We start from the raw sequence: 16,099 nt of genomic DNA, 5'->3' as shown, positions 1-16,099 counted from the left end.
CGGTGAATTTGCTTTTGCGCATCGTAGGTCTCCTTGGGGATATTTTGCCCGGGGACCTCGGTTTATGTCTGGAGTAAGTTTACGGGGAGGCGACACGAACATCGCCAAGCGCGAAAGTGCGGATGAAGCAAAGAACGGCGGTCATCTGACCAGGCGCGAAACCACCAACCTCAATCGCGCCGAAAACCGCAACAGTCGCCATATCTACAAGCAGAAGCACTGAGCGTATTGCCGCACATTGATTCGACGCATGGCACCGGTGCGACCGGCGCCATGCGTCTGTTTCGCTCAGTACAGCACGCGTGCCCGCAGGGTGTCGGGGATGGCGGCCAGTTCGTCTTTCAACGCGGCGGCATGCTGCTCGGTCGTCGACACGTCGATGACGACGTAGCCCACATGCGGTGAGGTCTGCAGATACTGGCCGTCGATGTTGACCTTCGCGCGCGAGAACACATCGTTGATGCGTGAGAGAATGCCGGGCACGTTGCGATGGATGTGCAGCAGGCGGCGGCTTTCAGGATGGCCCGGTAGCGACACCTCGGGGAAATTGACCGCAGAAAGCGTGGAGCCGTTGTCGCTGTAGCGCACCAGTTTGGATGCGACTTCGATGCCGATGTTTTCCTGCGCTTCGAGCGTGCTGCCGCCAATGTGCGGCGTCAGGATCACGTTGTCCATGCCAACCAGCGGCGAGACGAATGCGTCGTCATTGCCTTTGGGTTCCACTGGAAACACGTCGATGGCCGCGCCGGAAATATGGCCATTGCGCAGGTTGGCAGCCAGCGCGTCAATGTCCACCACGGTGCCGCGCGACGCATTGACCAGCATGGCACCAGCGCGCATGCGTTCGAGCTGCGCATTGCCGATCATCAGCCTGGTTTGCGGTGTTTCCGGCACATGCAGTGTCACGACGTCCGCACGCTTGAGCAGTTCGTCCAGGCTGGCCGCAGGACGCGCGTTGCCCAGCGAAAGCTTCGGTTCGATGTCATAGAAAATCACGCGCATGCCGAGGCTTTCGGCAAGTACACCGACCTGCGTGCCGATGTGGCCGTAGCCGACAATGCCCAGCACTTTGTCGCGCACTTCAAAGCTTCCGCTGGCGGATTTGGACCAGCCGCCGCGATGGCATTGCGCATTCTTTTCCGGAATGCGGCGAATCAGCAGGATCGTCTCGGCAATGACCAGTTCCGCCACGCTGCGCGTGTTGGAGTAGGGCGCATTGAACACCGGTACGCCGAGCTTCTGAGCCGCTTCCGTGTCGACCTGGTTGGTGCCGATGCAGAAGCAGCCGACGGCGATCAGGCGCTTGGCTTCGGCCAGCACCTCTTCGCTGAGGTGCGTTCGCGAGCGGATGCCAACGATGTGCGCATCGGCGATGGCGCGCTTGAGTTCATCGTCCGGAAGCGACTTCTCGTGAAATTCGATCTGCGAGTAGCCTGCGTGTCGGAAGGTGTCCAGTGCGCTGCGGCTCACGCCTTCCAGCAGCAGGACTTTGATGTCTTCTTTCGGGTAGGACGTGCGCTTCATATAGGCCGGCTCACAGAACGTATGGCCTCACTATGCCAGATGCCACGCGGCTTTTGCGGCATCGCAGCAGTGGACGGGAAGCCGTGCCGCTGGCAGGCTGGGCGGGCCAACCATCCGGGACCTCCATGAACGATCCGCGCCTTGCCGACCTGACCCGCGTCCTGCCTGATCTGAAGCTGGCCACCGATCCCGGTGACCTGGAGCATTACGGCCGCGACTGGACCCGACGCTGGGCGCCTGCGCCTCTGGCCATCGCGTTCCCGGCGTCCATCGAGGACGTTCAGGGCATCGTGCGCTGGGCGGTGCGCCAAGGCGTGGCGGTGGTGCCGTCGGGCGGACGTACGGGCCTGTCCGGTGGCGCGGTGGCTGCGCATGGCGAGATCGTCATCAGCCTGGACCGGATGAACCGCGTTCTGGCCTTCGATCCCATTGACCGGACGCTGACCGTCCAGCCGGGCATGGCACTGGAGGCGGTGCACAAGGCGGCCCGCGAGCACGGGCTTATTTATCCGGTGGACTTCGCCGCACGTGGCTCCTGCCAGATTGGCGGCAACATTGCGACGAATGCCGGCGGCATCCGGGTCATCCGTTACGGTAATACGCGCCAATGGATCGCGGGCCTGAAAGTGGTGACCGGAACCGGCGAGCTGCTGGAACTCAATCGCGGCCTCATCAAGAATGCGTCCGGATACGACCTGCGTCATCTGATCATCGGTTCAGAAGGCACGCTGGGCATCGTGGTGGAAGCCACCCTGTGGCTCACCTCACCACCGCCGCCCTCTCAGGTCATGCTGTTTGCCGTGCCGGCCATGGAAGACCTGATGCGGGTCTTCGGCGAAGCGCGCCGCAGGCTGTCGCTGGGTGCCTTTGAGTTCTTCACTGATCGTGCCCTGCATCATGTACTGGCGCATGGCGCGCAGCGGCCCTTTGGTGAATCCTCGCCGTATTACGTGGTCACCGAATTCGACGCGCAGGACGACTCGCAGCAGGCTGCTGCACTGGAACTGTTTGAGTTCTGCCTTGAAAAGGGCTGGGTGACCGATGGGGCAATCAGTTCCAGTGACGCGCAGGCTGCCGCGCTCTGGCGTCTGCGCGAAGGCATTACCGAGAGCCTCGCCGCCTATAAGCCGTACAAGAACGATGTCTCTGTACGCATCAGTGCCGTACCCGACTTCATGAGGGACATGCAGGCGCTGCTGCAAGCCGAATACCCGTCGTTTGACGTCGTGTGGTTCGGACATATCGGCGACGGCAATCTGCACATCAATGTACTGAAGCCGGAGGGGCTGGATGACGCCGCGTTCGTCAGTCAGTGCGAGCACGTGACCGCACTGTTGTGCGACACGCTGGAACGCCACGGCGGCAGCATTTCGGCCGAGCACGGCATCGGCCTGGTCAAGAAGCCGTACCTGTCCAGTGTGCGCAGCGAGGCGGACATCGCCCTGATGCGCGGCATCAAGGCAGTCTGGGACCCGGCGGGCATCATGAATCCGGGAAAATTGCTCTGATCGGTCGCGTCGGGTGGCTATCGGGAGGCCGGGGCATTAGCCTTGGCATTCCCTCCCCGCAACGTCCAGAACGACATGGCCCAGGATCAGCGCAGCCTTTACCCCGAAATTGAAGCCTACGACACCGGTTTTCTGAAGGTGTCCGATCTGCACACGATCTACTACGAGCAGAGCGGCAACCCGAACGGCAAGCCCGTCGTCTTCCTGCACGGTGGTCCGGGCGGTGGCACGAATCCGAAGTGCCGTCGCTTCTTTGATCCGGCCAAATACCGCATCGTGCTGTTCGACCAGCGCGGCTGCGGCAAGTCCACGCCGCACGCGGAACTCAACGACAACACCACGTGGGATCTGGTCGCTGATATCGAGCGCGTGCGCGAGCACCTCGGCATCGACCGCTGGCAGGTGTTTGGCGGCTCGTGGGGCTCAACGCTGGCACTGGCCTATGCGCAGACCCATCCGCAGCAGGTCACGGAACTGGTGTTGCGTGGCATCTTCATGCTGCGTCGCTCGGAACTGGAGTGGTTCTACCAGAAGGGTTGCGACGCGCTGTACCCGGATGCCTGGGAAACCTACCTCTCGGCCATTCCGCCGGCAGAGCACGGCGACCTCATCAGCGCCTACCACCGCCGTCTGACTCATGCAGACCCTGCCGTACGTCTTGCCGCCGCGCAGGCCTGGTCGGTATGGGAAGGCGCCACCAGCTATCTGTACCAGGATACCGGCCACATTGCGTCCAGCGCCGAAGACGAATTCGCGCTGGCGTTTGCACGCATTGAATGCCACTACTTCGTCAACGCAGGCTTCTTCGATGTGGATGGCCAATTGCTGCGCGACGTGGAGCGCATCCGCCATATCCCGACCGTGATCGTGCAGGGGCGCTACGACGTGGTATGCCCGATGCGTAGCGCATGGGATCTGCATCGTGCATTCCCCGAGGCCGATCTTCACGTAGTGCAGGACGCCGGTCATTCGGCCTTTGAGCCCGGCATTCTCAGCGAGCTGGTGAAAGCGACGGATCGTTTCGCAGGTTGATCGCAACCGCGAAATCGCTCCGCGTTTCCACCCCGATCAGGTCATGACCGCACGGTCATGACCTGATCGGGATGCCACCCGCTAGGACACGCCCGGTGGGGGACTCAGGTCAAGCTCTTTCAGCGCGCGGGCCGTCTTTTCCGAGCCGCTGCCGTCCAGCGAAATCAGCGCCATTACTTTCAGCGTGCCATAGGCGCCCAACTGATTCATGACCGACCAAGGGATAACGGCGCTGATGCCGTCGTTGACTTCCTTGGCCGAGACGGTGGCCGGCGGTATCCGCATGTCAGCCTGGAAGGGTGTCCTGTCATTTCGCGTGCCGCTGTATCGTAGCCAGATCGACTGGCCCTGTGCGATGCCGGGCCATGGCGCGATCGTTATCGCGATGCCTACACTCTGCGCGGCCCCGCGCACGGGCGATGGCCACGAGACCGCGACCGGAGCAGGAGCAGGAGCAGGGGCAGGAGCCGGAGCCGGAGCCGGAGCCGGGCTGTCACGGTTTGGATCAACCTGCGTGCCGGCGTCGGTGGAAGTGCTTGTGCCAGGCATGTTCTGAACCGTCAGCGCCTGCTGAAGGTTGTCTATGATGGCCTTGAAGCCGGTGCCGCCCCACGCGGCGGAATATTCCAGCCGCACCTCGATATCGTCAATGATGGCGAACAGATCCTTCAGTCCGGCCTTGTCGCCAGGGAAGGTGAGGGTCCAGGAGGAGATCGCTCCCGTACCTTCAAACATCCGGTAGCGACCGTCTTCGTACTGCGTGCGCAGGACGATGGTTTCCATCGGATCGGCCGTCTGTCGTGGCGCGACATGCGAGAGAATCATCTGTTGCCCGCCACGCATGTCCATCAGGATGGCATCCGTGTTGCCGCGCGATGCGTCGTACAACCATTGCGCACCGTCCTCGTCGGGCAGGCATAGCAGGTAGTTCGAAGACTGGGTCAGAACGGCCCGGATGGAGGTGTCCGGGTCGAGTGTTTTACCGCTCTTCGGAATCAGCGCAACGGACACATGCACGATCTGCCGCAGATAATGGCCAGGGAAATCGCTGTCGAAGTGCTGTGCTTGCAGCTTGAACCGCACTTTATTTAACTTGAACTGATCGGCAAGCGTTTTATTTTTTTCGACCAGCAGGCTCTTCAGCGAAACCGTCTTGTGAATGCTCAGGCGTCGCTGGTTCAGGCGCAGGTGCGCGCTTTTCAGGCTGTCCAGGTCGTTGAGCAGCGCATCGCCCGCGAACATGCCGCGCCGCGAGTTGTTCCACGCATCGGAGCGCACGCGCTGGCTATCGAATTGTCCGGTTTCGTAGCGATAGCTGGACTCCGCCGCAAGACACAACGCAAAGACCGACTGATACGCGGAGGCATACAGCTGGTCCAGCCGTCCAAGCATCCATGTGTAAGTGGAGGCGATGGCAAAGCCGGTGGTCTGCACTTCCATCTCACGGCGAAGCGCATCGCGACGGGCCAGTGCCTGCTTCAACTCTATGACGGCAAAGTCGTGCCGGGACTCGTGCTCCTGAAGCTGGGACTGAACAATGCGCAGTTCATGTTCGGCCTGGATCTTTTCGTTCTGCCACTCTTCCAGGCGACGGTCGTACTCGGCCTCCGTTCGCAGGTCTTCGGCCGTGAGCCGAAGTGCTTCTGCGGTAACCCTGAGTGCTTCGGTAACTCCCTCCGCCGCGCCTTCCAGCCTCTGGCCGCCGAACGCCATACCCCATATCTTGGGTATCTGTTTCAATCCCAGCGTGATACCAATGGGAGCGTACTGAGCAGCAAGAACCGCCGCCCCGGCCAGGCCGGTGACTGAGCCGGCTATCTCGGTCGCACTGCGTCCGCCTGGAGGCGCCATCTGCGTGACGTAGTACTGGATGCGTGATTCGACAGCCCGCTGACCTTCATTGAGCGTATTTCGTTCCCGCCGCGCCGTTTCCAGGGCTTGCCGGCGTAGTGAAATATCAAAGTCGGCAAGTTCAACCAGGCTCTTCTGCCGCTCCACTTCCAGTGCATTATCGGCCTCCTGCTCGATGATGTGGAACAGGTAGTGACCGAGTTTTGAAAGCCTTTTCGCAGCGGCACGCGCGGTCGCCCATACTTCCACAAACCGGTAGCTTGGAACGGCGGTTGCGTTGAGCATGCGGAGCATGCCGGACGTTGCGAATCGTCCACTGCCCATTTCTCCATAGGCATCGTCATCGCTGAACCCGAGGTACGGTGCCAGCACGCCATCAATCGTACGTCCATGCCGCAGGTTGTCCAGGCGCGAAAGAATCAGGTCGCGAAGATTGCGTAGCTGACGGTTCACGGGCTGGATGAACACGGCACTGCGCGAGCCCAGCGTGACCGGTGCCCAGGGGCGTTGCTCGGCGGGTTCCTGCAACGTTCCGATGAGGCGAAGCGCCTTCTGGTAGCACACGCTGGCATCGCGCACGCTGTGGGGAGTGAGCCTGCGGAAGTATTCGTCGCCTTCCATGCGCCACAGATCCACCAGGAAGGCATGAATGGCCTTGCGGAAAACCAGAACGTTCTCGTAACCGGCAAGGTCCGGTTCGTTCTCAACATCGTCTTTCGTGGCGCCATCCAGGAAATAGATCAGGGGCACACAATTCCAGAACGGCACGGGCGCTGTCGTGGGCGTGGTACGTGTCCGGTAGGGGTCAAACAGGTAGTCGGTGCACCACTGCAACGCTTCCGCGTACTGGCCTTTTTCGCGAAGGCTCCATGCCACCAGCCAGGGCACGTGGAAGAACAGTTCCCAGAAGTACATGCCATTCGCACCGCGAAAATCTACGAAGCCGTCGCTGCCATCAGGGTGCAAGGCAGGCTCCGCCAGCATCTGCGTATCCAGCGAAAGCACAGCGTCAACTGACTTGGTGGCCCGGGCGACCAGTTGCTTGCCGAAGAGCGTATTGAGGCGAATGGGCGGGAGCTGTGATTCCTCCAGATCGAGGTACTGAGCTTCCACTTTGTTGTGGCGAATGCGTGACGTAGGGACGCGGTCGTCCCGAACGTTGCCGGCAGAGGATGCGGATACGAGTTTGCAGGCAGCCGTGACGGAAAGCCATTTCTCGAATGGAGCCTTTGCCGTGTCGGGTGTGGTTGACGTGCTGAGTTCCAGGCGAAATGTGTAGTTGGTCTCATCGGTGTTGACAGGTACGGAAGCACGAATAATCTTCCTGCCAGGCCCGTTTGCGTTGACCTTCTTGCTGAAAATCAACGCATCACTTGTCCGCCCCGTAAATTGGTACAGCTTGCCAAGCAGTCTGCGATAAAGCGACTGGTGCTGGATGGCAAACTCAACGATCGTGCTGCGCAGTTCGAGCGGGATTTTGTCTCTCGTTTTCGCCTCCAGCCCTTCGCCAAGCCGTGCGGTCATGATCCCGGCAAGCGCGTCGCGAATCTTGCTGTTTCCCGTCGTATGCATGACCTGAAGGAAGGGGAGTTCGCCCGCCAGCGCCCTGTCGTCGGCGATGCCCGTCTCCAGGTTGGCGGCACGAAGCGCGCCATGGTAATCCTTGAATGGCACCTGCCAGGTGTTCTGGAGGGCCGGCAGCCACGCTGATACGGCAGCCTGGTCGGTACTGGCCAGCGTGTACAGATCCTTCAGGCCGTGACTTGCAAATTCTTTGCTGAGCGTTGAGTTGTCTTCCTGGGCAGCCGCCTTTGCGCCAACCCGGAAGAGCGACAGGTCTACCCAGATGGGGCGATCTTTCCGATCTTCGCCCGATGTCGCCGGCTTGGCGTCCAGGCTGAAGGGAAGGACTAGTGAATCGCTCTCCGGTTCGAACTTCCAGCCTGCGCCGTCAATCTCGCCGTACAGGATTTTTGCTAGCGGGATTCCTGACGGCGAAGCTTTCCACCAGGAAAATACGTCAGGGAGTAGCGATTTCGGTTTTGAAGCTACTTGCGGGCCGTACCGAAACTCGTTGCGTGGATAACCTACTTTATTGAAATCGAGCATGCGCAGGAGGACATGCGTTGCGCGTCCCCGAAATTCTATATCGGCGGTGCTGAACCCTCGAGTATGCTTGTCTTTCGAGCCGTCCTGGAGGACATACCAGAAGTCTATCTCGGTCGAATCCTTCCCTTCCATGGCATCTTTTTCCCGCCAATCGAAGTCTCGTATTTCGCCCAGTGGATTTGATTTCGCAGAATCGTTCGAGGCAGTGATCTCACCGAGCTTAAATTGATTCTCCAGAAGCCCCTTTGCGTCAATCGTTGCCTTGATTTTGTAGGTGATAATAAATGTCGTCGGATCTCTTCCCTCTGGCTTTACTGTCCGGGTTGCTCGTACCTTCAATACGGCATCAATGCGGAGTCGTTCGATATCGTCGCCGGAAGCGATGGTGCTGGACACCTGCTGCCTTTTTGTCCATTCATCGTCAAACGCCCCCTGGATCTCGATGCTATTTTCGTCATCGGACAATCTCGCCCTGAGCATGGCGTTGCGCAGATCGGTCGTGATATACGCGCTTGAGAGTGCATTGACCACTTTTGATACTTCTTCCTTCACGCACTTTTCAGGCGAAGGAACCGTCAGTGCATACTTCGCACCCACATACGGATGCTGCACCACGCGGGGATCGCGGAAGAGGGTGCCCCAGTTGGTGACGAGCTGTTTCTGTATGTCGTTGCTGCCGCTGGTACTGGCTCCTCCCACCCTGTCCTTGTCGGTGTCGTCCAGTTTTTTCTCGTCGATCAGCAGCAGGTCGCGCACCGACAGGAAATAGTCGGTGCCCGCGCTCCAGGAGTCGGGATCTTTGGTGTTCTGGCTGTCGAAGAGCATCACCACGAGGTAGGGATCAGTGTCCCGGCGTCCCTTGCGGTTTTCCATCACGATCAGTCCGGGCATGTAGCCCGCGCCCACCAGCTTGCCTTTCCCGGTCAGGTCGACACTGGTTTTTGATGGCGTTTTTCCGGAAGGATTTGGCCTGTTTCCATTGGCGTCCCTGCCGTCCAGGCAAAGGAGTTCATTGGGCATGCTCCATGAGCCATTGCTATTCTGGTAGGCATAACAGACGCGCAGCGCGTAGTAGGAACTGGCGGCGGTTTCGTTGTCGAACACGATGGCCGAGGTATCGCGCTCCGCCCATACCACATAGCGTCGTCCGTCAATGATCAGGGGCCGGATGGCATCGACAGCGGTTCGGGGATCTTCCTTGTCCAGCTTGTCGGCCTGTATCGCGACCCTGGCCGCCCAGACTTTATCCTGGGCGGCCAGGGTAGCCTTGCTTGCTTCCGAGATCGCTTCGTCGTCCGGAGGTGTCGCCGCGCGAAGCGTCTTTTCCGCCTTCGCGGCGGCGTCGGCCTCTTTGTTCGCGTCTTCCAGTGCCTTATCGTTTTTCTGTTGCCTGTCGCTCGGAGGGGAGGGAAGCTGGGTTTGTGCAAGATGCCCCACCACCGGCAGTTCGATGCGTTCCCAGTCGCTCCATGCCAGCATGCCGGTGTAACCGTCCGCCGTCTTGGCCTTCATGTCGCCAGCGCGCCAGTAGAACTCGTACGGTTCGCTGTTGGTGCGACCGATCAGGTGCAGGAGATCATTGGCCGGATCAACGCCGTCGTGGTATGCCGACAGCACTTGCAGGTTGCTTATCTTCTCGAAGGCCGTGAGGTAGTTCAGTAGCGTGGTGTTGATATCCGCGACACGCGCCTGGCCTTGCGCCAGTTGCATTTCAAGCTCGCGAAAGGCCCTGGTGTTGCGCCGGTGTTTTGTCGGTTCGATATGGTTATGGGGGTAATAGAGCGCTTCGCGGTGGTCGCGCCAGTCCACGTAGCGCGAAAGATAAGCACCCCATATCTTGCGCTCGGCCTTCATGTCTGCGGCAGGATCAACATGCTTCTCCAGGCCGCTTAGCAGCCGGTGAATGTAGATCTGCACGCTGTCAGTGGCGGCAGCCACGGAGGTTGTTTGCGGCTCGGTGCCCACGTCCACGTCGATCAGCAGCCATGCGGACAGTTCTTCGCGATCCGCAAACGATTTGCCATCCGCATCCCGGGCGTGAAACAGCAGCCAGTCGACCATGGCGTTGCGCCATGCCTCATGATGCTTTCCCATCACGAGCTTGCGTTCGGACGTATCGCAGCATGCCAGCAGCATCTGTCCCGTCGTCTCGATGCTCGTCGTGGTGCTCTTCGTATCCAGTCGGCTTAACGCGAGTAGTGCGTCGATGGACAGTTCCGACCGTGTCGCGATGGTTTCCAGGCGCTGCCACCATGCGAGCTGCGGGATTCGGGTAAGCCGGGTGGCCGTGGGTTCGGAGGCCTTCGCAAGCGCTTCGATGGTTGTGACATTGGCCTGAATGATGTCAGCCAGTACGAGGCAGGCCTGCTTCGCGTCGAAGTCACCGTCAGTGGTGACGCTGTTCAGATAGGCGAGCAACTGATCGCGCACGCCTTCCGCCTCGTTGCCTGTCTGCCCGGCCACCGCCTGAACAAGATTCTTCCATTCAACCACCCGGTAGATAAGGGTGAGGTCGGCATCCAGCGGTTTATCCGCGCCGAGGCCGAACCACGCCGGGTGTGTGGCCAGCGCATCCATCGTCGGAGCGTCGAGCGCCAGCAGGGAGACCAGTGGCGCCAGTCTTCCCAGCCGGTTCAGCCAGGCAAGCTCCTGCGCCTTTGCCGCCGCATCATTCGGCTGGCCAATACCCAGGGCGTTTGCCAGCAGGTCGTTCAGCGCTGCAAGGCTGTAGTTGCGCACCAGCATGATCAGGTCGGCGTGCGATACCCCAACCCAGGACGCCAGGCTGGTGCGCACGGTTTCCTCGTGCAATTGCGGGAGAAGGCCGGCAAGGACGTCGGAGGCCAGGGCACGCTGCCGACGGATCAGTTCATTCAACTGCTGCGTGACGTTGCTGGAGATGCGCCGCAATGTTTCCGCGGCGGTGTCGGCATCGTCCGGCTCCGTTGGCTTTCCGGCTGCGGCGGTGATCAGCGAGGTCACCTTTTCTGCCAGTGCTTCGGGCGTCAGGGCCAGTGCGGCGGCGCTGGCCAGTCCATTGGCATCGACCAGTGGCGACAGGACAGCAAGCGGCTCTTGAGCACCACCCTGTGGAGAAGGCATGCCGATGAACGCGTTCGCGAGACTTTCCCGGGTGATGAGGCAGGCATCACATTTTTTCGTGTTGGCCACGCGCAACTCGGCCAGAACATCGTCCGGAATGGGGGCCTGGGACGCGGCAGTCAACACGGCGGCGAGCGCCGGGGGAGCGATACGCTGCTGACGCAGCCACTCCGCCAGATTCATCAGGGTGGTGAGTGCATCGACGACGTCTGCCGGGACGCCGTCGCCATCACGTCCGAGGGAGGGCGTTCCTGCCAGTTGCGCCATCAGCTGGGGATGGGTGTGCCTGAACAGCTTGAGCAGCGCCAGTCCGTCGTTGCCCGAATAGCCCAGCCAAAGCGGGAGGACGGCAAGGCGGTGGCAGGCCGATACCAGGGCCAGTGTCCGTGTGGGCACGGGGATCGCGCCGGTGGGCTCCATGCGGGCCTCGGTGGCCCACGAGAGCAGCGTGCAAAGGGTATCCGGTGGCACGCCAAGTCCCGCGCACAGGCGCTGTACCGTGGGATCGTCTGCGCTGTTGCCGAAGGTGCCGCCGTCCATCTTCAGCACCGCATCGGCGCTGACCGCATCGTCGCCACCGGGCCGCGAAAGGAATAGCCGGTCGTAGTAAGGCGTATCGCGCCCCGTCGCCCTGGGGGATATCTCGTGGATCACCGCCGCGTAGGCGTCCAGATCCACGTGGCGCGAATCGCGCAGATGGCAGTACAGCCCAATGGCGCGCAGCACATGCGTGTCTATCTTGAAGCCCGACGTGATGCCCTGTGCACCGAAGGCCGCCTGGAGCAGCCTGTCCAGCGATGCGAACGGCATGTTCGTGCCCGAATGCAGTCGCAGCATCGTCCAGATGCGTTGCATGGACGCGGCGGTCAGGCCTTCAATCCTCGATACCGTGCGGACGTCGGTGGGCGTCACCAGGCGTAGCGCGGGCGATGTACCGTCGTTGATGAAAACAGCACCGAAGAGATGGCTGCTCGCGGTGCCTTTCGGAGCACCGTAGTCGCTCACCGTCACGGAGGTATAGGTATCCGTGGCCCCGGGTTTGGCCACGCCATTGACTGCCAGAAGCTGACGCATGCGCTTGCGGTTGAGGCCAGTGACCTTGAGAAACAGCGGCGTGTCGGCAAGGTCACTGATCGTTGTGCCATCGGGCACGCCCAGACTGGTCAGAAGCGATTTGTCGGTGGTTGCAGCGGCAGGTGTCGACTGCAACGAACCCAGCTGTGTGGGCGACATACCTGTGCATAACGTCAGTGCATCGCGCATCGACGTGTTGGTGATGTTCGCCTGGGCAAAATTGGGATAGTCCTCATCCGTGAAGCGCAGCAGTTGCCAGGGAAGCTGTCGTTTCTGCTGGAGCACTTCACTGACCAGATTCCAGGCCCTGTCAAATGGCACGCTGGGCGACGACGTCGCCGCCGCAATGGTGGTGGCCGCACTTGCATCCGTTTTGGTGGTGCGTTTCACCAGACCTTCCAGGCACTCCACCGCCAGGGTCAGGCGCGATACGCGCCGGGTCAGCGCCGGTTCGTCCAGAAGCAATGCAGCGATGTCCGGACGCCGACGCTCCAGGGGGCTATAGGGTTTGGCGCTGTAGTCTTGCTCGATGGTGCGTGCCCGTGCGTAAAGCTCATCCAGATAGGCCAGCGGACGCAGCGCGCTTTCCAGTGCGGTGGGCAGGCAGCGGCTCATGGAGCGATCGCCGAAGAGGCTGGGATAGTCCGCGGTAAATGCGTTGTTCTGCGATGCCTCGTTACTTTGGGACGGGATGGCGACGGCCTTTGCTTGCTCGGACATGGCACGGATTTCCCACAAGGCGCCCGCAGCACGGTGCCGCGAAGATCGCGTGCCTGTGACGCTAATGATTCGTCAGCGCCGCGGAAATAGCCCAATGGATGTAGGCGCGTTTCATATTTCTGAACGGGGATGGCAGGGCAACGTACGTTGCAGACGAAGAAGGCCTGAGTGCGGCGCCATGCCGGACTCAGGCCTTCGGTTCTCGTGCCTGGGCTCGCACGATGAGCGGATCAGCTCATCGTGCGGTGGCAGCAGGTCAGTGCTTAATGGCCAAGCAGGATGCCACCGAACGGCAGCGGCAAGGCAAGCAGGTCGACCACGAAGCCATCGTGATCCGACGCGCCGATCGCCTTGCGCCAGTCTTTGGCCGACGCCGAATCGTCCAGTGTCTGCACCGGCGCATCCAGGTCGGCACGGCCGTACTGCATGCGCAGGAAGCGGGCCCGCGCGGCATTGTTCAGCAGCGCGTGGTCCAGAACCTGATGGGAGGGAAGCTGACGACCGCTGGTGCCGGTATAGCCCTGAATCGCACCGAAGCTCTCGGTGAAGAGGAACGAGTAGCGATCATTGCGCGGCACCGATTCCACCGCGTTCCAAAGCGCCGGCTTGACGATGTTGTTGCCAAGCTTGAGCAGGTTCTGCTTGTCGTCGTAGCGACCGGCAATGAGGTTCACCACATCGACGAAGCCGTCGCTGAACTCGTAGGCATTGAAGTCACCCACGACCAGCAGCGGCACCTGCGAGGTGGCGCGGTCGTTCTGCAATGCCTGCACCTGGGTTGCCAGCGAGGTGGCCTGGAGGAAGCGCTTCTGACGATCACGTTCAGCCGTGGAGCCGGTCTTGTCGACGTTCTGACGGGCCTTCGGATGCACCGAGATCACGTTGATGCGCATGCGTCCCGCGCTCGGAATTTCGGCGGTCAGCAGCAGCGGCGGATGATCGTGCACGAACGAGGTGCTGCCCTGATCGTTCCAGGTTTCATCGGCACCAAGCTGGCGGACACCAAGCACGCGCACGCGGTCGCTGCGAACAAGGAAGCCCACGTTGATGCCGCTGGGGTCGTGACCCGGAATCAGGTACGCCTCGTAACGCGCCGGATAGTCATCGCCCAGCTGTTTGGCCAGGCCCTGAAGCACGGCCAGGCTCTTCACTTCTTCTACCGACAGGATGTCCGGCAGTTTCAGCACGCTGCCCACATACGCGGAGAGGCGCTGTGTTTTCAGCTTGACCTGATCGGCGGTGGGTTCCGTGGTGCCGCCGCTGCATGTGTACACCGTGTTGAACTCGGTGTCGCAGAAGCGCTCGGTGTTCAGCGCGCCAACGCGTACGGAGAAGAACGGCCGCGGGTCCACTGCACGGGGCAGTGGTGCTGCCTGGGTCAGGCGGAACTTGGTCGGGATGAATGTGTACGCGCCGAAGCTGTACGACATCACGCCTTCCGCACGGAAACGGCTGCCGGCCACGAAAGGCGTGTTGACTGCCACGGCACCGTAGTCGGCGGTGTTCATCTTCAGTACTTCAGGGTTGCCCGACCAGTTCGGCAGGTTCACGCCATCGGGCACCGGCACCGAGAAACGGACGCCTGGCTTGCGCAGCGAACGCTGGCCATTGGCCGTGATGTACACCTCGGCGAACGGTTCGTTGCTGAAGCGCAGATTGCCGGTGGTGATCATGCCGTCGTCGATCACGACGCGCATGCCCACATAGCACTGGAAGTTTGTCTCGCCGCACGACAGCGCATTGGGGTCCGAGGACGGCGTGCGATCACCAAATACCACGGCACGCGGCAGCGTGGCGTTGTGACGCTTCACCGAGAACGTGGCCGTCTTCAGTTCGGGCAGGTAGTAGTAGTTGTCGACCGTGGCGTCCACATCCACCACGTCGCCAATGGCGACGGCCGGGGCGGTGCTGGTGAACACGTAGATGCCGTTGGACGTCAACGTGTCATTGTCAGCACGTGCGTCGGGCGTCTGCATGGTGAAGCCGGCCGGCCCCACGGCAGTGACGATGTTGCCCTTCGTCGACACGCGCTTGCCGAGCAGCGGCGAAATCTGTCCGCGACCCGTGATCTGCCAGATTTCTGCGTCGACGGGGATTTCGTTGAGGATGGCACCGATGGCGCCGCCCTTGGCGATGGTGGCATCACCAGTGACATGGTCGATGTTGACGCGGAACGCCTTGTCCGGGCCGGCCACCGACTTGCCATGCACTTGGACGTTGAACGCTGCGGTGGTGGAACCGGCAGGGAACGAGAGCGTGGTGTCCAGGGCGTTGTAATCGCCCGCAGCAACCGTGGCGCTGTCGTCCGCCGTGCTGGCGTGCACAGTGATGTCGGCAGGAGAGGCTTCGCTCAGCGTGACCGTGAACGGCATGCTGACGTCGCTGCTGTTGCGGATGCTCACCGACGAGTCGGCGATGCTGATGCTGCGACCCTGCGCGACGCAGGTGGACTGACTGTTGTGCGGAACGGTCGGTGCGACCTTGACGAAGTCGGCGCTGTTGTCGCCGGTATTCTGGGGCACGCTCGCCGCATTGGTCTTGCGGGCATAGCCCTGGTCGGCATTGCTTGAACCCAGCGAGGCCAGCGGTGTGCCTGCCTTGTATGCGGAGCCGGCACTGAGGCCCACCTGGTCCACGATGGAACCATTGGCGGCCAGCAGCGCGAGGCCCCCGTCGTCGGTGACACCGGTGCTGTATTTGAGGTCAGGCACGACGGTGCCGGAGTAGCCACCCGTTGCGGAGTTGCCCAGCAGCAGATAACAGCCGGGTGCGACGGTGATGCCGGCGGGAATGGTCAGGCGCGTGCCTGTGGTGCCGCTGGCATTGGATGCGTTGAGCTTGTAGCCGCTGAGGTCTTGCGGCGTGGTGCCGCTGTTGTAGATTTCGACGAATTCGTCGTTGCCGCCTGCCGGGCCGCGAACGCGGAACTGGCTGAAGGAAAGGTCGGCCGCCTGAAGCGGCAAAATGATAAACAGGCCAGCCAGCGCCGACGCGCAAGCACGCCACGTATGTTTGGAACGCATTCCAGTAATCCCCTTCGATGTGTGATCAATCGATGTAGCGGGGGCCGAAACAGCGCACGCGGGTCATCCGCGTAGCGTTCCCCCTGATCGGGCGCCGCAACGCGAGAGTGTGCCGCAAGTTTGTGACAGCAAAACGAGTAAGGCGTCGTTATTTTA

Annotated in this window: 5 protein-coding genes and 1 pseudogene; 3 read left to right on the top strand and 3 right to left on the bottom strand. The window is 61.4% G+C overall.

Going from position 1 to position 16,099, the window contains the following annotated elements; translation table 11 throughout:
• Nucleotides 1-223 (top strand): annotated as a pseudogene (locus FHW69_RS17715) (hypothetical protein); the annotation flags it as partial.
• Between the two features lie 65 nt (nucleotides 224-288).
• On the opposite strand, the gene serA reads toward FHW69_RS17715, so the two are convergent.
• Nucleotides 289-1,524, bottom strand: a complete 1,236-nt coding sequence (gene serA, locus FHW69_RS17710) for a phosphoglycerate dehydrogenase (RefSeq protein ID WP_183424432.1) — start codon at nucleotides 1,522-1,524, stop codon at nucleotides 289-291.
• Nucleotides 1,525-1,649: 125 nt separating this feature from the next.
• On the opposite strand from serA, the gene FHW69_RS17705 reads away from it, so the two are divergent.
• Both FHW69_RS17705 and pip read left to right on the top strand, forming a co-directional pair.
• A complete protein-coding gene (locus FHW69_RS17705) occupies nucleotides 1,650-3,032 on the top strand; it encodes an FAD-binding oxidoreductase (RefSeq protein WP_183424431.1) in 1,383 nt (460 codons plus the stop codon).
• Between the two features lie 75 nt (nucleotides 3,033-3,107).
• On the top strand, nucleotides 3,108-4,064 hold the full coding sequence (gene pip / locus FHW69_RS17700; protein ID WP_183424439.1) for a prolyl aminopeptidase: 957 nt from the start codon (nucleotides 3,108-3,110) through the stop codon (nucleotides 4,062-4,064).
• Between the two features lie 81 nt (nucleotides 4,065-4,145).
• Here the strand turns inward: pip and FHW69_RS17695 are convergent, their stop codons facing one another.
• Both FHW69_RS17695 and FHW69_RS17690 read right to left on the bottom strand, forming a co-directional pair.
• On the bottom strand, nucleotides 4,146-12,920 hold the full coding sequence (locus tag FHW69_RS17695) for a neuraminidase-like domain-containing protein (RefSeq protein WP_183424430.1): 8,775 nt from the start codon (nucleotides 12,918-12,920) through the stop codon (nucleotides 4,146-4,148).
• A 263-nt stretch (nucleotides 12,921-13,183) separates the two neighbouring features.
• Nucleotides 13,184-15,943 carry a lamin tail domain-containing protein gene (locus FHW69_RS17690; protein WP_183424429.1) on the bottom strand — a complete coding sequence of 920 codons (2,760 nt, stop codon included), beginning with the start codon at nucleotides 15,941-15,943 and terminating at the stop codon, nucleotides 13,184-13,186.
• Nucleotides 15,944-16,099 lie beyond the last annotated feature (156 nt).

Source organism: Luteibacter sp. Sphag1AF (genome assembly GCF_014192715.1).
Lineage (GTDB): Bacteria > Pseudomonadota > Gammaproteobacteria > Xanthomonadales > Rhodanobacteraceae > Luteibacter.
Note: the sequence above shows the minus strand (reverse complement) of the source record. Positions and strands in the feature narration are given on the sequence as shown.